This is a genomic window from Vibrio breoganii (assembly GCF_024346795.1).
Lineage (GTDB): Bacteria > Pseudomonadota > Gammaproteobacteria > Enterobacterales > Vibrionaceae > Vibrio > Vibrio breoganii.
The window spans coordinates 379,775-403,752 of the sequence record NZ_AP024864.1; the positions used below are offsets into that span (position 1 = coordinate 379,775).

Annotated in this window: 19 protein-coding genes; 5 read left to right on the forward strand and 14 right to left on the reverse strand. The window is 44.0% G+C overall.

Translation table 11 applies throughout. From position 1 onward, the window contains the following. Positions 1–64: 64 nt before the first annotated feature. The 5 genes from OCU35_RS01830 to OCU35_RS01850 all read left to right on the forward strand — a co-directional run bounded on the left by OCU35_RS01830 (position 65) and on the right by OCU35_RS01850 (position 6,587). Positions 65–1,111 (forward strand): ABC transporter ATP-binding protein, encoded by a 1,047-nt coding sequence (locus tag OCU35_RS01830; RefSeq protein WP_017026783.1) that lies wholly within the window; start codon positions 65–67, stop codon positions 1,109–1,111. Positions 1,112–1,123: 12 nt separating this feature from the next. After that, positions 1,124–2,377 (forward strand): ABC transporter substrate-binding protein, encoded by a 1,254-nt coding sequence (locus OCU35_RS01835; RefSeq protein WP_017026784.1) that lies wholly within the window; start codon positions 1,124–1,126, stop codon positions 2,375–2,377. Between the two features lie 58 nt (positions 2,378–2,435). Then, positions 2,436–3,413 carry a carbohydrate ABC transporter permease gene (locus OCU35_RS01840; RefSeq protein ID WP_261825554.1) on the forward strand — a complete coding sequence of 326 codons (978 nt, stop codon included), beginning with the start codon at positions 2,436–2,438 and terminating at the stop codon, positions 3,411–3,413. Further along, positions 3,410–4,243, forward strand: a complete 834-nt coding sequence (locus tag OCU35_RS01845; protein ID WP_017026786.1) for a carbohydrate ABC transporter permease — start codon at positions 3,410–3,412, stop codon at positions 4,241–4,243. The genes OCU35_RS01840 and OCU35_RS01845 overlap by 4 nt, the downstream gene beginning before the upstream one ends. 91 nt (positions 4,244–4,334) lie before the next feature. Next, complete coding sequence (locus OCU35_RS01850) at positions 4,335–6,587, forward strand: endo-1,4-beta-xylanase (RefSeq protein ID WP_261825555.1); 2,253 nt, start codon at positions 4,335–4,337, stop codon at positions 6,585–6,587. Positions 6,588–6,714: 127 nt separating this feature from the next. On the opposite strand, the gene OCU35_RS01855 is transcribed toward OCU35_RS01850, so the two are convergent. From OCU35_RS01855 to OCU35_RS01920, 14 genes are all read right to left on the reverse strand, one after another. Then, entirely contained in the window at positions 6,715–7,770 is a 1,056-nt protein-coding gene (locus OCU35_RS01855) for a glycoside hydrolase family 43 protein (RefSeq protein WP_261825556.1), read from the reverse strand. Between the two features lie 76 nt (positions 7,771–7,846). After that, positions 7,847–9,469 carry a glycoside hydrolase family 43 protein gene (locus OCU35_RS01860; RefSeq protein WP_261825557.1) on the reverse strand — a complete coding sequence of 541 codons (1,623 nt, stop codon included), beginning with the start codon at positions 9,467–9,469 and terminating at the stop codon, positions 7,847–7,849. Positions 9,470–9,573: 104 nt separating this feature from the next. After that, positions 9,574–10,893 (reverse strand): xylose isomerase, encoded by a 1,320-nt coding sequence (gene xylA / locus OCU35_RS01865; protein ID WP_065210238.1) that lies wholly within the window; start codon positions 10,891–10,893, stop codon positions 9,574–9,576. 395 nt (positions 10,894–11,288) lie between these two features. After that, positions 11,289–12,479, reverse strand: a complete 1,191-nt coding sequence (locus OCU35_RS01870) for a XylR family transcriptional regulator (protein ID WP_038132521.1) — start codon at positions 12,477–12,479, stop codon at positions 11,289–11,291. Positions 12,480–12,782: 303 nt separating this feature from the next. Continuing rightward, on the reverse strand, positions 12,783–12,977 hold the full coding sequence (locus tag OCU35_RS01875) for a hypothetical protein (protein WP_102334597.1): 195 nt from the start codon (positions 12,975–12,977) through the stop codon (positions 12,783–12,785). A gap of 503 nt (positions 12,978–13,480) precedes the next feature. Then, positions 13,481–13,921: a DUF411 domain-containing protein gene (locus tag OCU35_RS01880; protein ID WP_261825558.1), complete on the reverse strand. Its 441-nt coding sequence runs from the start codon at positions 13,919–13,921 to the stop codon at positions 13,481–13,483. Positions 13,922–13,940: 19 nt separating this feature from the next. Continuing rightward, positions 13,941–14,501, reverse strand: coding sequence for a hypothetical protein (locus OCU35_RS01885; RefSeq protein ID WP_261825559.1), 561 nt, complete (start codon positions 14,499–14,501; stop codon positions 13,941–13,943). 18 nt (positions 14,502–14,519) lie between these two features. Then, positions 14,520–15,074: a copper-resistant cuproprotein CopI gene (gene copI / locus OCU35_RS01890; RefSeq protein ID WP_261825560.1), complete on the reverse strand. Its 555-nt coding sequence runs from the start codon at positions 15,072–15,074 to the stop codon at positions 14,520–14,522. Positions 15,075–15,141: 67 nt separating this feature from the next. After that, positions 15,142–18,267: an efflux RND transporter permease subunit gene (locus tag OCU35_RS01895; protein WP_261825561.1), complete on the reverse strand. Its 3,126-nt coding sequence runs from the start codon at positions 18,265–18,267 to the stop codon at positions 15,142–15,144. Continuing rightward, positions 18,267–19,976, reverse strand: a complete 1,710-nt coding sequence (locus OCU35_RS01900) for an efflux RND transporter periplasmic adaptor subunit (RefSeq protein WP_250617722.1) — start codon at positions 19,974–19,976, stop codon at positions 18,267–18,269. Before OCU35_RS01900 ends, OCU35_RS01895 begins: the two co-directional genes overlap by 1 nt. Positions 19,977–19,989: 13 nt before the next feature. After that, positions 19,990–21,375 carry a TolC family protein gene (locus OCU35_RS01905; RefSeq protein WP_390208408.1) on the reverse strand — a complete coding sequence of 462 codons (1,386 nt, stop codon included), beginning with the start codon at positions 21,373–21,375 and terminating at the stop codon, positions 19,990–19,992. A 98-nt stretch (positions 21,376–21,473) separates the two neighbouring features. After that, positions 21,474–21,884: a hypothetical protein gene (locus tag OCU35_RS01910; protein ID WP_261825562.1), complete on the reverse strand. Its 411-nt coding sequence runs from the start codon at positions 21,882–21,884 to the stop codon at positions 21,474–21,476. A gap of 77 nt (positions 21,885–21,961) precedes the next feature. Further along, positions 21,962–23,281 (reverse strand): heavy metal sensor histidine kinase, encoded by a 1,320-nt coding sequence (locus OCU35_RS01915; RefSeq protein ID WP_261825563.1) that lies wholly within the window; start codon positions 23,279–23,281, stop codon positions 21,962–21,964. Then, positions 23,278–23,961 (reverse strand): heavy metal response regulator transcription factor, encoded by a 684-nt coding sequence (locus OCU35_RS01920; protein ID WP_077460046.1) that lies wholly within the window; start codon positions 23,959–23,961, stop codon positions 23,278–23,280. Before OCU35_RS01920 ends, OCU35_RS01915 begins: the two co-directional genes overlap by 4 nt. Positions 23,962–23,978: the final 17 nt, after the last annotated feature.

Genomic DNA, 23,978 nt, shown 5'->3' on the forward strand with positions numbered 1-23,978 from the left:
GCTTATTATTTCACAGTATGAATGACAGAAAATTTTGAAGGTTTATTACTCTTAGGTGATGTAAATGGCATCTGTAAAATTTAACAACTTAAAAAAATCCTACGGCGATACGGAAGTAGTAAAAGGCGTTGACCTAGACATAAAACATGGTGAGTTTGTGGTTCTGTTAGGACCTTCTGGCTGCGGTAAATCCACCACCTTAAGAATGCTAGCGGGCCTAGAAGACATCAGTGACGGCGAAATCTACATTGATGACCTACTTGTAAACGACCTGCACCCAATTGAGCGAAATATCGCAATGGTATTTCAAAGCTATGCTCTCTACCCGCATATGACAGTAGAACAAAATATCGGCTTTGCGCTAGAGAACATGAAGGTGGATAAGATTAAGCGTAAAGAGATGGTTGCTGAAGTGGCAGAGGTTTTGGAGCTGACGCCTCTACTTGATAGAAAGCCTAAAGATCTATCGGGTGGTCAAAGACAGCGTGTCGCGATGGGACGTGCAATGGTTCGTACCCCCGAGGTATTCCTATTTGATGAACCCCTATCTAACTTGGATGCGAAGCTGCGCGGAGCAATGCGCAAAGAAATAAAAGCCTTACACAAGCGTGTTCAAACCACGGTTATCTACGTTACCCATGACCAAGTTGAAGCGATGACGCTAGCGGATCGAATTGTGATTCTGAATAACGGTGTTATTGAACAGGTGGGAACGCCAAAAGAGATATTCGAAAAGCCTCGCACTAAGTTTGTCGCCAAATTCATCGGTAGTCCTGAAATCAACATCATGCCTTCTACTGAACAAGACTTCGTCAGTTGCCTGCCGCATTCCATCGATATCAATACGGTTGAGTCCATTGGTATTCGTCCACAGGACTTCACCTTAACTGAGAACGATGTCGATGCGACTCACCGTTGTTCTGCCAAGGTCGATGTTATTGGGCATGAAGTCTTGGGCTCCGTTATTCATGTGAATGGTTTGCTTGGTTCAAAGCGAATCACCATCGAAACCCCATACCAAGAAGAAGATCTAGACGATCGTATTAACGTGTATTTTGACTCTCGAAATGTTCACTATTTCGATGAAAATCAAAGCATTACCCTACTATAAAAAGGAAGAATAATGAAAAAGTTAAATCTCAAGGTAATGTCTCTTGCGATAGCATCCGCCGTTGCTGGCTATGCTCAGGCAGAGACAGTGGAGCTTAGCGTTGCCTCTTTTCCCAACTTTAACCAGGTAGCAGAAGCTGCAGTTCCTTTATTTGAGAAGCAATACCCAGACATTAAGGTCAAAGTTGTCACTCTAGCTTACGGCGATCACCATAATGCGATGACAACAGCGCTTGCGACTGGTGCCAATGTGCCTGACGTGATGGGCATTGAGTATGGCTATGTTGGTCGATTCATTGAAGGGGGCGGCTTAGAAGACCTAGGTGCAGCACCATACAACGCCACTCAATTTACCGATCAGCTTGTACCTTATGCTGTAGCTCAAGGCACAAACTCAAAAGGCGTATTGTCTGGTGTCCCGGCTGACATCGGTCCTGGTGCGACGTTCTATCGTAAAGACATACTTGATAAAGCGGGTGTGACTGAAGAAGAACTGATTAAGGATTGGGACTCATTCATTGAGGCTGGTATCAAGGTTAAGGAGACAACAGGCAGCTACTTGCTAGCAAATGCGGTTGATATCAAAGACATTTACATTCGTGCCAATTTAAAAGATGGCGAGGGTGTTTACTTCGATAGTGAACATAACATCTTGGTTAACTCTCCACGCTTTAAAGAAGCCTTCCGTTTAGCGAAAAAAGCGCGTGATGCTGGCATTGATGCTGAAGTAGGTGCTTGGTCAAATGAGTGGACAGAAGGTCTGCGTCGCGGAACGATTGCATCGCAAATGATGGGTGCTTGGTTAGGCGGTCACTTACAAGACTGGATTGCTCCTGAAGAAGTAGGTAAGTGGCGTACGGCTCAACTTCCTGCTGAGGCATATGCAAGCTGGGGTGGATCTTTCTACGGCATCCCTAAGAAAGCGAAAAACAAAGAAGCGGCATGGAAGTTCATCGAGTTCATGGCAACGAACCCTGAAGTACAAATGCTAGGTTTCGTAGAGATCAACGCATTCCCTGCACTGCAATCAGTTCATTCAGCTGAGTTCTTCAACGAAGAAGTGCCTTACCTAGGTGGACAACAAGCTCGCTTAGTTTGGCGTGCCGCATCAGAGAAAGTACCAGCACGTGTTGCTGACCGCTATGACGAAGTCGCTCGCCAAGTTATCAATGATGCACTTGAGCAAGTGCTAGAAAAAGACGCTGATATCGATCAGGTACTAGCGAATGCTGAGAAGCAAATCAAACGTCGTGCACGTCGTCGTTAAGTAACGCCCGGGTTAGGGCAGTGACCCTAACCCGCTGTTTTTTAGTTGGGATAAGATTATGAGTTCTTTATTAGCTACCAGTCCTACTTCGCCACAAAAGAGTCGTTTTTGGCTGCGCAAAGGCAACAAAGTTGCCCCTTATATTTTTGTGCTGCCATTCTTCGTAATATTTGGCATCTTCGGATTATTTCCACTTTTATTTTCTTTGTATTTGTCATTCCATTATTGGGAGCCTGCAGCGGGTCTCGCTGCAATGGAGTGGGTAGGTATTGAGAACTATACATTCGCCCTGCAAGATGAATGGTTCCAAACCTCAATATATAACACCTTTGTTATTGCCCTTAAGTCGGGTATTCCGCAACACGCTGTTGCTCTGCCGTTAGCATTTTTCATTCATACTAGCTTTATGAGAATGCGAAATACCGTAATTGGTATTTACTTTGTTCCTTACATTACGTCTACGGTCGCGATCTCCTTGGTATTCACTACCTTATTCTCACGCGATTTCGGCATGATCAACCAGGTGCTTACCTCTCTGGGTAACTTCACTATTGCTGATATCAAGGTTCTGTCGTGGCTATTCCCTACAGAGAACATTGATTGGGCTAAACCTGCCTATACCAAAGATATGATCTCATTTGTGGTCTTCTGGCGATTTGTTGGCTGGAACACCGTGTTGTACTTGTCAGCACTGCAGACTATTCCAAAAGATATCTATGAAGCAGCCATCATCGATGGTGCCAACCGTTATCAGCAGTTCCTGCATATCACTTTGCCATTGCTAAAACCGATGGCCTTCTTTGCAGTAACACTCACCATCATCGGTAACCTGCAGTTGTTTGAAGAACCCTTCATCATCACTGGCGGTACTGGTGGCTTAGAGCAAGCGGGTAAGACAGCCGCGATGCACATGTACATCACAGCATTCGTTGAAAGTGACTTTGGTACAGCGTCAGCAATCTCTTGGATTCTATTCATGATTATTGCCGGATTGACGCTAATAAATAACAAGCTTTTAGGTGGGAACAACCAATGAGAAAAGTAATAGAAAAAGATAAGCTCATTGCCTACGGTTTTGTAGCCGTTGGAGCAGTAATCATGATTGCTCCGTTCTACTTCATGTTTATATTCTCCTCTCATTCGAATGCGGGCATCTTGTCTGTACCGCCACCGATTGGGTTGGGTGATTACTTAGTAGAAAACTTTAATACCTTATTGGAGTTTCTACCTTACTTTTGGCACAACCTTGGCTTGAGTTTATATGTTGCCATTGTGGTGACCTTCTTGAACCTATTGTTCTGTTCACTGGCTGGCTACGCCTTCGCTATGTTTGACTTTAAGTTCAAGAACGCGCTTTTTGTTGGCATTATGGCGACCATGTTGCTACCTCCATTCCTAGGAATGATCCCAACGGCAATGATTATGTCTACTATCGGTTGGATGAACGATCCTAAGGCACTGATCATCCCTGCGGCTTGTGGAGCGATGGGGATCTTCATGATGCGACAGTTCATTGCAAGCTCTATTCCTAAAGAGCTGGTTGAAGCGGCGCGAATGGATGGCTGTGGTGAGTTTAAGATCTACTACCGAGTTATCGTGCCTCTAATTACGCCTGCATTCGGTACTTTAGGTTTGATTACCTTTATCGGAACATGGAACAACTTCATGGGACCTTTGGTGGTAATGAACGACATGAAGATGTTTACAGTGCCGCTGGCTCTTCGTGCCCTGCAGGGAACGGGACAAGTGCCTTGGGGCGCCGTCTCTATCGGTGCTGCCATCGCAGTATTGCCACTACTTATTCTATTTATACTGGCATCACGTCGACTCATCGACGGACTTACCTCTGGTGCTGTTAAAGGATAAACCTTCACCTACTCACTATTTGATGACAACCACATACTGGATGCTACTAAGGCATCCAGTTGTGTAATTGCATCTAGAAAAGGAAATAAAGATGAGAAAGTTACTTTTCCCTTCGCTCTGTCTCGCATTACTCTCAGCTTGCTCCGCCGAACAATCCAATCAGCCCACTCAAGAAACCACACCCGCTATGGCTAAACCGGGCGAACTTCCGGGTATGCCTCTTAAATCTCTGGCTGATCAAATCAACCTTGCGATAGGTGCTGCGGTAGAGACTCGACACTTAGAAGACCCTCTATTTCGTCAGGTATTGATCCGCGACTTTTCGCAAATCACGCCAGAGAATGAAATGAAGTTTAGCTATGTTCAGCCCGAGCGTGGTCAGTTCGATTTTAGTAAAGCAGATCAACTCGTTGAGTTTGCTGAAGAGCATGACATGGTTGTCAAAGGACACGCCCTCGTTTGGCACATCCAAAACCCTAAATGGCTAGAAGAGACCAAGTGGACTAAAGAAGAGCTGAGTGAGGTTCTAGAGCAGCACATCAAGACAGTGGTCGGCCATTATAAAGGTCGGGTAGCTTACTGGGATGTGGTCAACGAAGCCTTTAATGACAACGGCACCTTTAGAGAAACACTGTGGTATCAAGTCTTAGGTGAAGAATATATCGAGATGGCTTTTCGATGGGCGCATGAAGCGGATCCCGATGCTGTGCTGTTTTACAATGATTACTCCACAGAAGCCATGGGGCCAAAATCTAATGCGGTGTATCGTCACTTAAAGGCATTGCTAGAAAAAGGTGTGCCAATTCATGGCGTTGGCACACAGTTACATCTGATGAGTGAATACCCTATTGGTGAGGCGTCTATTGCGCGCAATATTGAACGATTCTCTGAGATTGGACTGGATACGCACTTCACTGAGATAGATGTGCGTATGCGAGACAGTGAAGGTCAGGCGGGGCTCAATGACCAAGCAAAGCACTATGAGACCTTAATGAAGCTTGCGGCCTATTATCCTGAAGTTGACATGTATACCACCTGGGGATTGAGTGACAAATACTCTTGGGTTCCGTCTTGGTTTGAGGGTTACGGCAGAGCCTTGATGCTGGATAAAGACTACCGCGCAAAACCGGCCTATTTGGCGGTGCAAGATGTATTGGTGGATGCGGTAACCGGAAACTTTGGCTATGAACCCATTACCGACCTAAGTAATGCAAAACGCCATGTCAGCCCATTCAATGCCAAGCCTTTGTCGTCAGAATCATTGAATGCTGAAGCTGTGGTTTATTACCCATTTGTCTACAACCAACTTAATGGCAAAGACCAAAGACTGCCTAACTCAGAGACGGTGAGCGGCAAATGGGGCATGGGTTACTACAAGAACAAACTTATAGGCCAAGTGATTCGCTCAGACGAGACAACGGTGACCAACCATAGCCTTGTGCATGAGAATGACAATGTTGAGGTGTTCATTCGACTTGGTGAACAATACTGGCAGTTCCGTTCAATCGTAGGCCAAGACTTTGCTCCGTTAGGTTTCCCTGGAAAAGCCTCGGGAACATGGAGTGAAGACGGTAAGGTGTTTGATTTTGTCATTGAATTTGACGGTTTTGAAGACCTAGTGGGTGAGACGTTAGGCTTTAATATTGCGCTATCGGATAATGATAACGACACCGACGATGGCAACCGCAAAGCTCAGCTTTATCCGCTGACGGGTAACAACGTGGGTTGGCAGGGAGAAGAGTTTGGCGAGCTGTTCATGAATGGACAGAATGCTGTTGTGTCACCGAATCCAATCTCTACACCACCGACGTTTTCTATGAGTCAATTAAGCAAGGCACCAAGCAGTGCTGATGATAGTGTTTGGGAAAATGCCTATCGTTACTCGTTTGCTTTTAATCAGCTAAATCAGAGGGATATGAGTTTTGATGATACGGATGTATCGGGCTCGTGGCAGGTTGGTGTTCACGGTAAATGGTTGTACGGTGTTGTAGAAAGACAAGATGATGTGACCTTTACTGGCGCTGAACAAAGCTATGAAAACGATAACGTTGAGGTGTTTGTTCAGCAGGGCGACAAGGATATGACGCAGTTTAGAACTGTGGTTGGGAAAGGTTTTGAGCCGACCAACTATGCACTTGGCTATGAAGCGCAATGGAACGAGGAGGGCACACAGTTAATGTTTGCTATTGAACTTGATTCAGAGCTAAAAGATGGCGAAAGCATTCAGTGGAATATTGCCCTGTCAGACAACGACGGAGAGGGACGTAAATATCAACTTTACCCAGTACCGGGGAGCAATATGTCTTATCTTGGTGAAGAGTTAACTAGGATAACCTTGCGTTAGATTATTGAGTAAATTGAAATAGAGGTGGCTTAGGTCACCTCTTTTTTTGTGCCTAGATAATTAACAGAAACCATAAAAAACGCACACCGTTTTGGTGTGCGCTTGAAGGGGAATTGGTGTCTTAATTTTAGATATCGAGATAAGGAGTAATGGTTTGAATACTGCCATCTTCGTTATGAATCAGCTCTGTCATCTTGATATTGCGAAGGTGTGTCTGACCTCCGGATAAGGTGCTGTCATGGTAGAACAAGAACCATTTGCCTTCAAACTCAGCAATTGAGTGGTGAGTTGTCCAGCCTAAAACGGGCTCTAAAATAACGCCTTGATAAGTAAACGGACCATACGGTGACTCGCTGGTGGCATACACTATTTTATGGGTATCACCGGTAGAGTATGAGAAGTAGTAAGTATCGTTGTGTTTGTGTAGCCATGGGCCCTCAAAGTAACGACGGTCGGTATCTCCTGCTAGAAGCAGGTCTCCATTCTCATCAAGGATCTCGATGTCACGAGGTGTTTCGGCAAGATCAACCATGTTGTCTGCGAGTTTGGCCACTTTTGGTAAAAGGGCTAGTTCGTGATCTTGTGGGAATATCTCTTCACCATATTGGTTATCACGCCAATTTTGCAGTTGACCGCCCCATAGGCCACCAATGTATAGGTAGTATTGGTTATCCTCATCTTGGAATACCGCAGGGTCAATACTGTAGGTACCTTGGATGTGAGTTTCTTCTGGGGTAAACGGACCTTCTGGTTGGTCTGCGACTGCCACGCCTATATGAAAGATGCCCTCGGCATTTTTAGCAGGGAAATACAGATAATATTTACCGTCTTTCTCAGCAGCATCTGGCGCCCACATTTGACGCTCTGCCCATTTCACGTCTTTAACGTCTAGTGCATTGCCGTGATCTGTTGCCTTGCCAAAAGGTTGGTCAAGAGAGATGACATGGTAATCACGCATATCAAAGTGATCACCGTTGTCGTTTAGAGGCTGATCCGTTTCGATATCATGAGAAGGATAGATGTAGATCTTGCCATTAAAAACATGTGCGGAGGGATCCGCTGTATACATGTGGGTAACCAAAGGCGAAGAGATCGGCTTTAGTGAGCTAGCACGCTCAAGATCGCGCGCCGTTACCTTCTCTGCATCACTCAGTTCGCTTGCTGTTGCCGTCGTGTCATTCATAATATTCTCACTCAAATAGTCATTTAATCTTTTAACAGCACACTACCTGATTGGGCAATGCGCTTTTTGTTGGGTTTTATTGCTTGTCTTGATGTTCGATGTAGTCGAAATACTCAAAGTCAGCAGCTCGCTTTTGTCCGCGAATGTCGGCGGAAAATAACGCTGCAAAACTGCCGGTGAAACGGAAGATATCTGGGCCACCTTCATCGGACAGTGGCGTACTGTTTAGAGAAGGGCCTATCTGTTGCCAAGTCTGTCCGTCTAATGAATAACTAAAGCGATACCACTGGCAATCGAGCTCGAGACGCATAAAGACAGCGTCGGTATCACCAATAAACACCTCCTCAGAATACTCCCCGTAGACATCGTTTATATTTCCAACTATTTGTAGCAGTCTGTTTCCTTCATCATCGGCGCTCATCTTTAAGAAATAGTGGCCATTGCGCGAGTAGTAGGCGCACAAACCGGCCATCTCATAAGGCGTTTCAGGTGCAAACTCTAGCTTGGTTTCTACGGTGCAATAGAAAGCCTGAAAGCGGCGAGCCAACATGCTTTGATCGTACCTTGACGAGAGATAGTGGCGGCCCTTTAGTCTCAAATACCCTGGGCGCTCAGTTAGAGATAACCAAGACTCGTCAGCGGGCTCTCTTAGTGTTTGATAATCAACTGCAAGGGTTGTGGATTCGAAGTTGTCACGACTTGGTTTACTTGGCCAAGGATGAGGCTGAAGATCTGGAGCCTCTACTTCGAGGGCAGGTATACGACCTGAAGTGACATAAGGCCAACCCTCTTGCCAGTGCGCTTTTTGAATCGCCGATTCACGCCCAAGAATCGAGTAGCCATTGTCATAATCGGGTATAAATTGATAGCCCTCTGGATTTGGAATGCGTCTGCTACATAGATGGCTTAGATACCACTCACCATTTTGGGTCTCAACAAAGAAGCCGTGCCCAGCACGCTCAAGAGGCGCATTTTCTTGAAAGCGCGTAGTTAGGATTGGGTTTTCAGGATGAACCTCATAAGGCCCCAATATATTCTTAGAACGACATACAGTGACAGCATGATTACGCTCAGTGCCACCTTCTGCAGTAATTAGGTAGTAGTAACCGTCTTTCTTGAGGATCTGTGGTCCTTCGGTACAACCAAGTTGGGTGCCTTTGAACACATTGTACGGCTTTCCAACCAGAGACTGTCTTTCGACGTCAAATTCTTGAACTACAATGCCACCAAAGAAATTGGTTTTTTGTCTACCATCCCACACCATATTGACCATGTATTTCTTGCCGTCGTCGTCATGAAACAGTGAAGGATCAAAGCCATAGTTTCCTATGGAAACTGGCTCACTCCATGGACCTTCGATGTTCTCTGCGGTCACAACAAAACATGGGGTTGCCATCCAGTTGCCACCTCGACATGAGTGTACGTTGGAAAAACAAACCCAGAACTTACCGTCAGCATAAGTAAGAGTAGGGGCGTAGACACCTTCAGAGTTATCCATGCCTTTCATGTCCAGTTGTGAGGTGCGAGTAAGAACATGCCCGGCGAGACGCCAGTTGACTAGGTCTTTAGAATGGTGGATCTGAATGCCAGGAAACCACTCGAACGTTGAAGTGGCAATGTAATAATCATCGCCCACTCGAACTATGGAAGGATCGGGGTTAAAGCCTTTAAGTATTGGGTTTTGGATTACATGTGTCATTGTCATTTCTTATTCTTGTAGTTCACTGCGAATTTGTTTATTAAAAAGCCCGAGAACCTTAATGTATATGGTGCTCGGGCTTGATTGGTTAACGTATCGCTTTGTTATTTAAAAATAAAGTTGTTAACGATGTTTTCTAGGTGCTCTTGACGACCCGATACCATCTTAGGTGCAATGTTTTTCTCTTGAGCAAACTTAGCCACTTGTTCAAGGTTCATTTCACCGCTTAGGATTTTCTTACCTAGGTCGTCATTCCAGCCTGCGTAGCGCTCAGAAGTCAGCTTACCTAGCACGTCGTTTTCTAGCATTGCGGCTGCATTTTCTAGAGATTTCGCCATCACATCCATGCCGCCAATATGGCCGTGGAATAGGTCTTCAGCGTCGATAGATGGGCGACGAAGACGAGCATCAAAGTTAAAACCACCAGTAGTAAAACCGCCGGCTTTCAGGATTTCGTACATCACTAATGTGTTTTCTTCAACGCTGTTAGGGAACTGGTCAGTATCCCAACCTAGCTGAGCATCACCACGGTTTGCATCAATAGAGCCGAATAGGCCTAGAGAGGTCGCAGTTGCCACTTCATGGTGGAAGCTGTGCCCTGCAAGAGTAGCGTGGTTTGCTTCGATGTTGACCTTGATTTCATCTTCAAGGCCGTATTGCTTCAAGAAGCCATATACAGTCGCTGTATCGTAGTCGTATTGGTGCTTAGTCGGCTCTTGTGGCTTAGGCTCAATCAAGATAGTGCCGTTAAAGCCAATCTTATGTTTGTGCTCAACCACCATCTGCATTAGGCGGCCTAATTGCTCGCGCTCTTGGCGAAGGTCAGTGTTAAGCAGTGTTTCGTAGCCTTCACGACCACCCCAAAGCACGTAGTTCTCACCACCTAGACGCTTAGTTGCGCCCATAGCGTTGAAAATTTGAGTTGCCGCATACGCAAACACTTTCGGGTCAGGGTTAGTGCCTGCACCTGACATGTAGCGAGGATTAGAGAAGGCGTTGGCTGTACCCCAAAGTAGTTTGGTGCCGGTTTCGGCTTGTTTCTGCTCTAGTACGTCAACCATAGTTTGGAAGTTGTTGATGTACTCTTTGATAGAGTTGCCTTCAGGAGCCACATCGGTGTCGTGGAAACAGTAGTAAGGCACGGTTAGCTTTGAGAAGAAATCGAAGGCGTGGTCGGCTTTCATACGAGCCACTTCCATTGGGTCGTTGCTTTTTAGCCACGGACGGTCGTAAGTGCCAGCGCCAAATACGTCAGAGCCAGCCCAGCAGAAGTTGTGCCAGTAGCATGCAGCAAAGCGCAGGTGCTCTTTCATGCTTTTGCCCAGTACCATTTTGTCGGCGTCGTAGTGGCGGAAAGCAAGAGGGTTTGAAGACTCGGTGCCTTCAAATTTAATTTTATTAATGTTTTTAAAGAATTCGGTCATAATCGTAATATCCAAAATGAGTAACAGGCTTCGATAGTCATAATTTACTTTTTATCTCATTCCTTCAATTACGATTTTTAGTACTAAAATTCATGTATTTGTTATTTGTGCGACAAGTCTCATTCAGGAACTGAAAAACGTTTCTCGAATTATTTGTGATGGATTATTGAGCAAGCCTTATCAGTTTTTAGATGTTTATCACATAAACCAGATTGCATAATTAAGTTGCTAATAACAGTAATTTCAATCAATCGCCTAGGTATTACTATTTAAATTGATTGATATAATAATTACTGATTGATTATTTATAATAAGCTCACCCCCAAACAGAGCTTTAATTAATAAAGCCCCGTATTTATAACGGGGCTTTTTAATATGAAAGAGTTTTTACTTCTCTAAGCTGACTTTTCTCTAAAGTCTTTAGGTGTCATTTCAAAGTTCTTTTTAAATACCGTATACATGTATTGTAACGATGGGTAGCCACAGACCTCTGCGATATCATTGATCGAGAGTGAGGTGCTGGTGAGTAGGTTGCAAGCTCTCTTCAATTTTGAGTTATGAATCTCTTGATGGATAGAGTGTCCTCTGGCCTCTTTAAATCGCACTTCCATGTTTGAACGAGAGATACCCACATAGCTGAGTACCTGATCGACCTTGATTCCTTTGCAGGCATTGTGACGAATAAAGTGCATCGCCTGAATCACATAAGGATCGTTTAAGGCCTGGTAGTCAGTGCTTTGACGCTCATACACCATTGATGGTGGAATCATGACTCTAGGTCTTGCTGTAGGAACTAAGGCTGCATTTTCAGAGTTAGCTTGGGTATCTAAGATGTTGTGGAGCATCTTAGCCGCGCGATAACCCATTTCCTTACTACCTTGAGCCACAGAGCTCAGGGATACTCTTGTGAGGTATCGAGTTACCTCTTCATTGTCGATGCCAATCACAGCAACTTTGTCAGGGACCATGATGTTTAAATGGCTGCATACCTGCAACAGATGTCGAGCTCTTGAGTCTGTTACTGCAATAATCCCTGTGGGGGTTGGAAGCCTTTGTAGCCAATCAGCAAGGCGGTTCATATCATATTGCCAACTGCCTGATGAGGTCTCATTGCCACGAAACACTGCGCTAGCATAGCCCTCGCGAGCGACGATGTTTTTGAATGCCTTTTCTCTTTCGCTGGCCCAGCGGCGACAAGGCGCATCAGGGATGCCATAAAAAGCAAAATTTTGTAGCCCTTTGCCTTTTAGGTGTTGGAATGCCATTTCCACTAAGGCTTGGTTATCTGTAGCCACATAGGGGACGTCGGGGTAATCATTTTCAGACTGGTAAGAGCCACCCACGCCGACCACAGGAATGTTTGAGTTTGAAAGTAAGCGCTCTATCTCCGGATTGTCAAAATCTGCAATGATGCCATCGCCTTGCCAAGCTTGAACATTCTCCAAGTGAGTCGTAAAGTCTTCCTCAAGAAAAATATCCCAGTCACACTGAGTTGCTTGTAAGTATTCGCCAATGCCTTCAATTACTTGTCGGTCATAAACCTTATTTGCATTGAATAGCAAGTTTATTCGATATTTCCTATCCATAAAAACAATAAGCCATAGAGTCAAAACAAAGTCGCATGAGTCTACCAGTAGAGTGCAAACTCATACACTGAGTCAATACGATGTTGTGATCTTAAACTCATTCGGTGAATATAATAAACGTGATACGAAAAAACATAATGAACGAAATGTAATTACGAGAATTTGTCTTTAGATTTTTATTGTAATAGTTTTATTGTGGTGATCACTTTAACAGAGCAAACAATCAACTAAATCATAACAATATTTAAATATAAAAATAAAAGGAATGCTTATCAATATTGTTGTCTAGATCAATATTAATGGTTATTTATGATGAGAGGTATCATGCCTATTATGCATGATTTTTTGCTCTTTAATTACTTCTAAGTGGCGCTTTAGGATCAATAGAGCATACCCTAGGATCATTACTACGCCCCAAATGATAGCAAGATAAAAGAAGAAGTCGGCTAAGGTATCTTTTAGTGGTTGGATGAAGTTTTGTGTTTCTTCGATTTGCATATCAATTCATCCAGTCAATATTCTGATGGTTAAATGTTAGACTATCATATGCAATCATGTGACTATAATTTTGTTGATTAGTGTACTTGCACCACAAGATTCGTTTTTGTGTTTCATCCTTTTTGCTAGACCAATATCGACGGAAATAAAAAAGGGGCCAAAGGCCCCTTTTGTCGAAGGACATTAAAGTTTGAAACTTTTCTATCCTGTAAGGTTTAATACCAAGTAGCTCTAGATACAAAAAGTGACAATAAAGTTTGAAACTAAATTGATCAATAACCTTCTGTACAACAGAATTATGACAGTAAAGTTTGAAACTTTTTGAGCGTTACAAGAGACAGTCCTTTCTAGTCATTTAGTGGTTGGTCAACCCGAGTCTCGCTTAACAAACTTTTGGATAAAGCGGAATGATGGGGGCTCGTTTCAGTTAGTGTAAGTGCTGCTTTTAATTAAATAAAAGAGCTCCTCTCTTACCTCAAGAGCCCAAAATGCTTAATCGACTTTTAGTACTTATTGTACAGCTTCATGTGACCTGTCTTGTCAAAAGACACCACATTAAAGCCTTTGTACTCTTGCCCTGGTCGTGCCATTCCCGGCGAATGCTGCGGCATACCAGGAGCGGCAATTCCTGAAATATTTTCAGGTCTCTCCTCAAGCAAACGTTTGATATCAGACTCAGGAACATGCCCTTCAATCATATAGCCATCAATGACAGCTGTATGGCAGGACATCAGTTGATTAGGCATACCAAACTCTTGTTTGACATCACTCCAATCACGAGCATGGTTAACATTCACTTCATAGCCTTTCTTCTCCATAATTGCAGCCCATTCCTTGCAGCAACCACAAGTAGGCGATTTATAAAGCTCAATAACAGGCTTAGCAAAGACGTTAAAACTCAAAATCAAAGATGAAAGTGCAATAAGTCTCAATTTTTTACTCATAAAGTTACCTAACTAAAATCTATTTTACGTTAATACTGACGGCTTCATCGCCATAGCTCAGCTCATATACTCCCTTTTCAGGAAGCCACTCAAAGTACTGAGTTTCATACGGCTCTACACGCAGTGTTAAATGTTTACCAGCCAAAGGGGAGAGATCAATTGACATCGACTCAAACGTTTTATTTAGTACCACCAACTGACTCTTCTTGCCGCTATCTATAGAAACTGAGAGTAGCGCCCCCTTGGTACCTTCATACATCCAATCCACTAATTGAAACGTTCCAAGATACTCCATGTAGTCTGCTAGATTTATCTTATCTTGTTCACTTAGTGCGTCGCCTAAAAGCTTCATTGTTTGTTCATGCTCTAGGCTGTATTTCAGGTCATTTAAGGAGTTACCTCTGATGTTCCCACCAACGTTACCTCCCCCTTGACCATAAAGCCCATGACACGCAATACATCCATATCCCCCTACAGTACGAAAAGTCGACTCACCGGCTGAAATTGAGCCTTCCGACGCATAGGAGAATAAGCTCACACTAAACATCCCCACTAGCATGAATGAACGCTTTAACATCATCAGATTCCTTTATAGCGCCTATAAACTCACTTTTTTAATCATGCCTGCTTCTGCATGCCCTGGAATATTGCATGCAAATTCAACCTTGCTATCCCCGTGGAAGTGCCAAAACAACTGCTTAGCTTTACCCGGTTTTACTGTAACTGCATTCCCAGAATCATGCATATGATGAGGCATTTTCTTCATCATTTCTCGATGTTCAAGTTGCTCTTTCGCTGAGCCAATAGTGAATTCATGATCAATCTTACCAACATTCATAACCACAAATTGAACGACATCATTCGGTTCTATTTGTACTTCTTTTTTGAACTTGATTGTCATGTCATCTGCCAACACAACATGGACGACTTTATCTGGCTTTGCACCTGTTGCTGGCATGCCAACATCAGACATGCCTTCCATCGACATCATTGAATGATCCATTTTGTTATGGTCCATATCGCCATGATTCATATTACTGTGGTCCATGCTCTCATGGTTCATAGAACCGTGGTCCATCTTTGAATGATCCATCTCTGCCATAGCTGACGCTGCTGTCATTGAAAGTAATACGGCTAGTAGTGTCTTTTTCATGGTTATATTCCTTACTATTTCATTAATAAGTTTACGGGCTAAGTTCGTTCTTAGCCCGAATGTGTGTTTAGTCGTGTTTCAGTTCGCGTGTTTTCCAAAGCTTGAAAATCGCTGGAAGAACAAGAAGTGTGAGTAGCAGAGCCGATGCCATGCCACCAATCATTGGAGCAGCGATACGCTGCATTACCTCAGAGCCTGTCCCCTCACCGTACATGATTGGGATCAAACCGATAATCACAGTAAGTACCGTCATCATTACCGGGCGAACGCGCAAGCCAGCGCCTTCTTGAATCGAGTTACTTAAATCCTCTTCATTCAGTGATTTGCCCTGCTCTTTGGCATCCAATTTGGTGTAGTGCCATGCTTGGTTGAGGTACACCAACATGATGACCCCGATCTCAACAGCAACTCCAGCTAGAGCAATAAAACCAACGCCTACCGCAATTGAGAAGTTGTAACCAAGGTAATGCATGAGCCACAAGCCACCTACCATGGCTAACGGCAGAGTCAGCATGATGATCATCACCTCACCAACACGTCGGAAGCTGAAGTAAAGCAACAGCATGATGATGGCAATCGTAATTGGCACGACGACACCCAAGCGCTCTTTCGCACGCTCCATGTATTCATATTGACCTGACCATGCAATTGAATAACCTGCAGGCATATCAAGTTGCTCTGCAACCGCCTGTTTTGCTTCCTCAACGTAAGAGCCTAAATCTCGACCATCGATATCAACAAACACCCAACCATTTGGACGAGCATTCTCTGTTTTAATCATTGGTGGTCCATCTTCATAGCGCACATCAGCCACATCAGCTAAGGCAATTCTAGCGCCACTAGGGGTAACTAATGGCAGTTGCTTTAGCTTAACGACTGAGTCACGGTAATCTTGTGGATAACGGACATTAATTGGATAACGCTCAAGACCCTCAATGGTTTCTCCAACGTTCATACCACCGACAGCGGTAGAAACTACCTGTTGTACCTCTTTGATGTTAAGACCGTACCGAGCTGCCGCTGTTCGATTGATGTCAATAGTGACATAGCGACCACCGGCAACACGCTCTGCGTATACAGAAGCCGTGCCGGCAATATTGTTAAGAATAGGTTCTAGTTGAGCACCTATCTTCTCAATTTCGCCCAAATCACTCCCTGCGATCTTGATTCCAATTGGTGTTTTGATACCCGTTGCCAACATGTCGATGCGTGTTTTTATAGGCATCACCCATGCGTTAGTTAAACCAGGAAATTGAATCAAGTCATCAAACTCTTTTCGTAGCGACTCAGTTGTCACGCCCTCACGCCATTGATCACGCGGTTTAAGCTGAATAACGGTTTCAATCATAGTTAAGGGAGCAGGGTCTGTCGCAGTGTCAGCACGACCGACTTTACCCCATGTTGTCTGTACTTCGGGTACCGTCTTAATTAGCTTGTTTGTCTGCTGAAGCAACTCTCGCGCTTTACCAATAGAAATACCTGGATAGGTGGTTGGCATATACATCAAGTCACCCTCATCAAGAGGAGGAATGAACTCACTACCGAGCTTCGTTGTTGGATAATAAGCAGACCCCATAAGAGCAATAGCCAATACAATCATGCTTTTCGGGTGCTTGAGACTAATATTCAGTAAGGGCTTGTAAAGGGCAATTAGACCTTTATTAATAGGGTTCTTGTTCTCTGGTAATATTTTACCGCGAACAAGATATCCCATGAGCACCGGCACTAACGTAATAGCAAGGCCTGCTGCTGCCGCCATTGCATAAGTTTTAGTAAAGGCGAGTGGCGAGAACATCTTGCCTTCTTGACCTTCCAATGCGAATACAGGAACAAAACTTAGCGTGATGATCAGTAGCGAGAAGAACAGCGGTGCACCAACCTCTTGCGCCGCATCACCAATCACTTGCCATCGGTTTTTGTCAGTCAATGGAGTCCGTTCAATGTGCTTATGTACGTTTTCTATCATAACAATCGCACCGTCTACCATCGCACCGATTGCGATCGCGATACCACCTAACGACATAATGTTGGCGTTGATGCCTTGCCAATGCATGACAATAAAGGCCCCTAAAATACCGACAGGGAGACTCAATGCGATAACGAGCGAAGACCGAATATGGAATAGGAACAACGCACATACAATAGCGACAACAATGAACTCTTCTGCAAGCTTTTTCCAAAGGTTCTCAACCGCTGCATTGATTAACGTAGAACGATCGTAAGTAGCCACTATCTCAACACCATCAGGCAAGCTACCCTGAAGCTCGTTTAGCTTTTCCTTAACATTATTGATCACTTCGCTCGCGTTTTCTCCAAAACGCATGACAATTACGCCACCTACGGCTTCGCCCTCTCCATTTAATTCAGAGATTCCTCGTCTCATCTGTGGTCCGAGGTCAATATCAGCAACGTCACCTAATAATAGGGGGGTTCCTTTTTTGCTTACCTTGAGTGGAAGCGCTTTAATGTCATCAATACTAGACAAGTAACCAGTGGTTCGAACCATGTGCTCAGCTTCAGCAACTTCTACTACAGACGCGCCACTTTCTTGGTTACCATTTTGAATAGCCATATTGACTTGTTGTAAGGTAAGGTCATATGCGCGTAATTTAGCTGGATCAATTTGTACTTGGTACTGTTTAACCATACCGCCAACAGTTGCAACCTCAGACACCCCATCAACAGTTTGCAGCTCATATTTCAAGAACCAATCTTGTAAGCTACGCAGTTCAGAAAGGTCATGCTTTCCAGTTTTATCTTGCAATACATAATTATAAATCCAGCCCACACCTGTCGCATCTGGACCCAGTGTTGGCTTAGCGCTTGGGGGAAGGTTTGGCGCAACTTGACTTAAATATTCGAGCACTCGCGAACGTGCCCAATACATGTCTGTTTTGTCATTGAAGATGATATACACATAGGAATCACCAAAGAACGAATATCCACGAACAGTTTCAGCGCCAGGAACCGCAAGCATCGCCGTTGTCAGAGGATACGTAACTTGGTCTTCCACCACTTGGGGTGCCTGACCCGGGTAACTTGTTTTTATGATAACTTGTACGTCTGATAAATCAGGTAAGGCATCTACAGGAGTGTTTTTTACGCTATAAAGCCCACCAAATACGAGGGCAAAAGTGGCTACCAACACTAAGAAGCGATTGTTGATAGACCAGCGAATAATGGCACCTATCATTACTTATCCTCACTTTTAACTAACTCTTTGAGAAGATAATCGGATCCTTGTTTCTCAACTAGAAACCGAACTTTGTCACCCTCCTGAAAACCTGAGAGTTCAAAGTCACCACCGACTGAAAAGTTGAGCTCACCTGCATCCCAGGACCAATCAGCCACAGGGGCATGATTTAGTGTCACCATACCAAAGTCCGCCATTAACATAGAGACATCACCGTCTATCCATACTTCTGTATTTATGCTCAGCTCACTTACTTTGTAATCAACGATTTCATATTGACCCGATTCAGATTTTTTCATTTCAAAGTCGATCATTTTCCCCTTTGAAAGTGGTTCCATTTCAACGAGCTCTGACACCATAAAGTTCATGGTCATCCCGGGCCAATCCCACTCTGGAACAGGCTTATGATTAATCGTTAGCATCCTATGTCCAACCATTACATCGGTAATTTCACCTGTTGCCCACGCCGTTTCGGCAGTTGGCTCAACACCATTGATTCTGGATAGATCGGCAGACTGACTTGATTCAGAGTCCAACATGAAGTGCGCGGACGTAACAACACGATCTCCTCGTTGCATTCCCTTTATGACCTCAATCTTGTCAGCGGACTCACGACCAACTTCAATTCTGGCAGAGCGATATTTTCCTTCCCCCTCAGCCAGAACCACGCGAGTCATACCGCCAGAGCGGATGACTGAGGAACGTGGAATGGTTAACACTTCATCACTTGATACCGGTTTTAGCGCGACGTTAGCGAACATATTCGGCTTAAGTTCACCTTGTGGATTATCGAATCGAAGGCGGACACGCAATGTACGCGTACTAGGGTCAAGAATGGGATAGACATAATCCACTTCACCATTCCATTCTCCACCTGGTAAGGCATCCAATGTCATAGATGCTTGACTGCCTTGTTTAATCCAATGGGATTGACGTTCAAAGACTTCTGCATCTACCCATACTTGATTCAAAGGACCTGCGCTGATCACCGCTTGAGCTGGAGAAAGGTAGCCACCTTCACGAATATTGAGGCTTGCAATAACGCCGTCTGCCGGTGCTTTAATTTCAATGGTTTGTGACGCTTTACCTCGACGGGCGATGGATTTAATTTGATTGCGGTCAACCCCCAAACTGATCAAACGATCGGTAGCACCTTGTATCATTCCTTTACGTTGGGTCTTATAGGCACTGATCAGTTCTTCTTGTGCTTTTACAAGCTCTGGGGAATACAGAGTGAACAGCGTGTCACCTTGATTCACTTTTTCACCAACGGCATTGATATAAAGCTTTTCAACCCAACCCGATACTCGAACATTGGTCTGCCAAAGTTGACTCTCATCAAAGGCGACATAACCGACAGTTTCGATGCGTGGTGCAAGGACCTCTTGCTTTACGGTATCTGTTTTTACACCGAGGTTATTTTCAACCGCAGGATCGATTTTTACTGTTCCAGGCTTGTCGTTACTACCATTGAGGTCATCAGCATACACAGGAATAAGATCCATCCCCATAGGCGACTTTCCCGGTTTATCTCGCTGATAGTTTGGGTCCATCGGTGCGACCCAATACAGTGGTTCATCACTTGATTTAGACTCAGAAACTGTCATTCCAACCATGTTATAGTTCATGCCTGAAAGGTAAATATTCGCTCCATAACCCAATGCGCTGCCGATTAGTAACGCTAGGCTTGCAACTTTAAATGTACTCATCTTGATTCCTTTATTATTGTTCTTTGTACTGAGTATTTGGCGCAGAAACTTGATATTCGAAACCACCAAGTAACATGGATAACTTGCTATTGACCTGGTTCATATCGGTTATTAGGCGAGCAAGCTCCATTTGAAGAGCCAATTCATCGGTTGATGCAGTAATGACATCACCAAACTGAGCAGTATTGTTCTGATAACCGCGCTCTATCGCTTCAATGCGGGCTTTGGACTGAGGTAATAAGTGCTCTTGGTAGCGCTGAATGCGTTCAATGAGATTCATTCTGTCCGTCATTAATGCGTTTACTTGGGCGTTCATTTGAGCGAGCAGCGTATCTTTTTGATATTGCGCTGCGCCCACTTGGTATTGAGCGGCCGTTACATTTTTATCTTGGCGGTTACCAGTGAACAAAGGGATATCCATAGTAAGATAGGCACTCAGCAAATCTGAAGCTGGTTCACCTTTCATGTTGTCAGATTGACGGTAGGCATACATCACTTCGACACCAAATTGTGGTGTATAAGATTGTTCAGCAACCTCAACTTGGGTGCGATTAGCAGAAATGTTGGCGTCAGCCATTTGCGCCATAGGATGTTGGTTAAGCAGTGAGTAGTACTGAGTGTTGCTGGTTTGCTGCTCTAAAAGCGTATTCAAACGCGGCCAGTCTAATTGATAGCCTGCCTGATTCGAATCAATGGAACGATGATTTAACCACTCTGAGCCTAGCCATTCTGATAACTGAGCTACGGCTCGATTTTGCATTTGTTGATTCGATTGCAGCTTTTCGTCGAGCTTATTGACTTTAAGTTGGGTGTTAAGCAGATCTTGCGCTTCGCTCTTACCAATTGAGTAATTGGTTTGAATATACTGCTCCATCTCTACCATGAGACGTTGATTAGATTCAATCAACGTTTCTGCGTATTGAAGGTAGCCCAGCTCCAACCATAGTTGAGTAATACTATTCGCCACTTCACGTTCACGAACTTGAACCTGATACGCCATACCATCGGCCTGTTGATTCGCTTTACGTTGGTTAAGATCTAACGTTGCACCTCGTTCAAACTGTTGCATTAATCCAACAGAAATGTTCGTCATAGGATCTTCGTCAAACTTAAATGAATCCACAGGTAAACCGCCAAAGCCCACCTTAAGTTTTGGATCCATGAGAGTCGAGCTTGCAACGCTCGTTTCACGCATCGCCTGTGACTGCGCAGCATATTGAGAGCGACTCGTATCATTTGCTAGAGCCGCTTCAATTAGGGCGTTCAACTGCTGCGTCGAAGCCGCGATAGTTTGTGGAGTCGCGTTCGACCCCGCATGTGACAGGGCAGGCATTGCATAAAGTGCAATTGCAACCCCAAGACTCAGGGGTTTAAATGCCCTGAAGCCGTTTAATTCAATACTCATTGTTGTTTATCCACGATAAAACGATATGGACATACCTCAACCTCTGCCTTCCAGCAGAAAGAATTGAGAGCTAAATAGTTATGATTGTTGAATTAAACAGAGGGTGGACGCAGTAAGCTCTGAATACGAGTTACTGTAACGCCTATTTTGATTGGGTGACGCAGGGCTAAATCAGATTCAGATGTACTGATTAAGCGAGAAGATGAGAGTGGGGAAAATACGCTAGTACACACGCTTTCACAGCAGTCACCACCAGAGGTAGATGAGCTACCGCAATGAATAGAACTATCGCTCTTTGTCATCTCCATCGATGGGCAGCCTATCATCGCATGATGGCTTGCTGTAGTCTCAGACATTTCCATCGAGTCATGATTAGAAGGTTGAACTGAAGAGGTCGATATTGGACTCATATCCATCATTGGCATACTTGAGACGTAGCTCGACATCAACATCGCTAAGATGCTGATAATCAAAATACTTGTTTGTCTCAAAGAGTTTGTCATGTGGTACCTTTTCACTTTGCATTCATAATACAGTATAAGAACTGATGGGCAATAGTGATATTTAAAACTTGTTAGAACTAAAGGTTATTGAAAATAAAGACGAACTCACTTCGCTCATCCTTCGCATTAACTAAGATATCCCCATTGTGTGCTTTCATAATAGCCTTAGCTATAGGAAGCCCTAATCCAGCACCAACACTTCCGTTATGGACACGCGATTTATCGGAGCGATAGAACCGATCAAATATATAGGGCAAAGAGCTCAAAGGAATAGGCTCACCAACATTGCTGATTGTCACTTTGTTGCTCATTTCTGATTCGGAGATTACTACCGATATATCCGTATTATGAAAGCAGTGCCTCAACGCATTAGACAACACATTACCAAATGCTCGTTGAAGCATATCTTTGTCACCGAACAGAGTCGACGAACCATCTAGGGTAAATCGAACGTTTTTCTCTTCCGCCAACACCTCATAGTACTCAAGTAAGGGCGTGATAACCTCTTTCAACTCAAGCTCTGATTCGGTCTTATACAGAAGTTTGTTCTCTGATTTAGCTAGGTACAGCGTATCCGAAATGGTCTTATTGAATCGTTCTAGTTCTTCGATATTCGATACTAAAATATCTTGGTACTCTTCAATGGAGCGCTCTGTACCAAGTGCCACTTGAGTCTGAGTCATGATATTGTTCAACGGTGTTCTTAACTCATGAGCAATATCGGATGAAAACTCACTCAACCTGAGGTAGCCTTCTTGCAGCCTCTCTAACATTTCATTTTGAGAAATAACTAAGCTGCTTAACTCCTTTGGAAGTGAGTCACTTGGTATACGCATACTGAGGTTGCTCGTGTTCACTTGCGCGATATACTCTTTTAACTGTTTCAATGGCTGTAATCCATTTCTAACAATAATTAATGCGTAAGCACCCGACAAACTCAGTGTCAAAACTAATGTCCAAAATAGAATAGTATTTAGCTTGTCGAAAAACACCTTATGGTGAGTCACATCCATTGCAAGAACAACCGCACCACCTTCTATCTCTGGGTAATCAAACTTAAAAGCATGAAAACGGTTATTGCCTACACTCCATTCATATGAGGAGCTGCCTATCAGCTCAGATGGAAAGTCAATAGTTTCATTATTTGTTTTCACCACCTGTTTGTTGTTTAAGACCCAAGCGGAAATACCCCAAGAATGGAACAAGCCCAAATCACGCTCAACAGTGCCTATCAAAGGGCGGAGTTTTGTTTCTAGGTGCCTATAGTCCTGTTCATGAAAGTGGTTCTTGATAGCGTGTTGGATCGTTAAAGCAAACACGACTAAAACCACAAAAGAGGCTGTGACAAACATAAACACTAGTTTGCGTGCGATTGATTGATTTAGTAATTTTTTCATTCTACGCCGTCATCAAGCTTGTACCCCATACCTCGCACGGTCTGGATGAGTTTGTTTTGATAAGGCTTGTCGATTTTCGACCTCAATCTTTTCACTGCCGCATCAATAACATTCGTATCACTATCAAAGTTCATATCCCAAACAGCGGACGCTATCTGAGTGCGAGTGACGACTTGACCTCTTTTCGCAAATAGATATTCCAACAAAGAAAACTCTTTTGCTGTCAGAGGGATCGTGTCATTGTTGCGAGTCGCCTTTCGTTTAAGCAAGTCGAGGCTCAAATCAGCAATACATAGAACAGACTCAGTTTTGACTGTGGTAGTTTTATGACGTAATGCATTTTTGACTCTAGCAAGCAATTCGACAAAGGCAAAAGGTTTGACAAGGTAATCATTCGCTCCCAGCTCAAGCCCTTTCACTCTATCTTCAACCTGATCTTTAGCGGATAGAATGATGACAGGTGTAGAAATGTCACTGCTACGAAGCGTTTGCAATAGCTGCCACCCATTCAGCTTTGGTAGCATAATGTCTAAGACTATCAGGTCATAATCATTGGTGGTAGCTAAGTACAAAGCATCAACACCGTCGGTAGATAGATCTACAGTGTAGCCTGATTCAATTAAGCCCTTTTTAAGATAAGCTCCTGCTTTCTCTTCATCTTCTACAACGAGTAACTTCATATAAGAAAAATGCCTTG

Coding starts and splice junctions, on each gene's coding strand:
- OCU35_RS01830 (WP_017026783.1), top strand. CDS start 65: ATGGCATCTGTAAAATTTAACAACTTAAAAAAATCCTACGGCGATACG.
- OCU35_RS01835 (WP_017026784.1), top strand. CDS start 1,124: ATGAAAAAGTTAAATCTCAAGGTAATGTCTCTTGCGATAGCATCCGCC.
- OCU35_RS01840 (WP_261825554.1), top strand. CDS start 2,436: ATGAGTTCTTTATTAGCTACCAGTCCTACTTCGCCACAAAAGAGTCGT.
- OCU35_RS01845 (WP_017026786.1), top strand. CDS start 3,410: ATGAGAAAAGTAATAGAAAAAGATAAGCTCATTGCCTACGGTTTTGTA.
- OCU35_RS01850 (WP_261825555.1), top strand. CDS start 4,335: ATGAGAAAGTTACTTTTCCCTTCGCTCTGTCTCGCATTACTCTCAGCT.
- OCU35_RS01855 (WP_261825556.1), bottom strand. CDS start 7,770: ATGAATGACACGACGGCAACAGCAAGCGAACTGAGTGATGCAGAGAAG.
- OCU35_RS01860 (WP_261825557.1), bottom strand. CDS start 9,469: ATGACACATGTAATCCAAAACCCAATACTTAAAGGCTTTAACCCCGAT.
- xylA (WP_065210238.1), bottom strand. CDS start 10,893: ATGACCGAATTCTTTAAAAACATTAATAAAATTAAATTTGAAGGCACC.
- OCU35_RS01870 (WP_038132521.1), bottom strand. CDS start 12,479: ATGGATAGGAAATATCGAATAAACTTGCTATTCAATGCAAATAAGGTT.
- OCU35_RS01875 (WP_102334597.1), bottom strand. CDS start 12,977: ATGCAAATCGAAGAAACACAAAACTTCATCCAACCACTAAAAGATACC.
- OCU35_RS01880 (WP_261825558.1), bottom strand. CDS start 13,921: ATGAGTAAAAAATTGAGACTTATTGCACTTTCATCTTTGATTTTGAGT.
- OCU35_RS01885 (WP_261825559.1), bottom strand. CDS start 14,501: ATGATGTTAAAGCGTTCATTCATGCTAGTGGGGATGTTTAGTGTGAGC.
- copI (WP_261825560.1), bottom strand. CDS start 15,074: ATGAAAAAGACACTACTAGCCGTATTACTTTCAATGACAGCAGCGTCA.
- OCU35_RS01895 (WP_261825561.1), bottom strand. CDS start 18,267: ATGATAGGTGCCATTATTCGCTGGTCTATCAACAATCGCTTCTTAGTG.
- OCU35_RS01900 (WP_250617722.1), bottom strand. CDS start 19,976: ATGAGTACATTTAAAGTTGCAAGCCTAGCGTTACTAATCGGCAGCGCA.
- OCU35_RS01910 (WP_261825562.1), bottom strand. CDS start 21,884: ATGACAAACTCTTTGAGACAAACAAGTATTTTGATTATCAGCATCTTA.
- OCU35_RS01915 (WP_261825563.1), bottom strand. CDS start 23,281: ATGAAAAAATTACTAAATCAATCAATCGCACGCAAACTAGTGTTTATG.
- OCU35_RS01920 (WP_077460046.1), bottom strand. CDS start 23,961: ATGAAGTTACTCGTTGTAGAAGATGAAGAGAAAGCAGGAGCTTATCTT.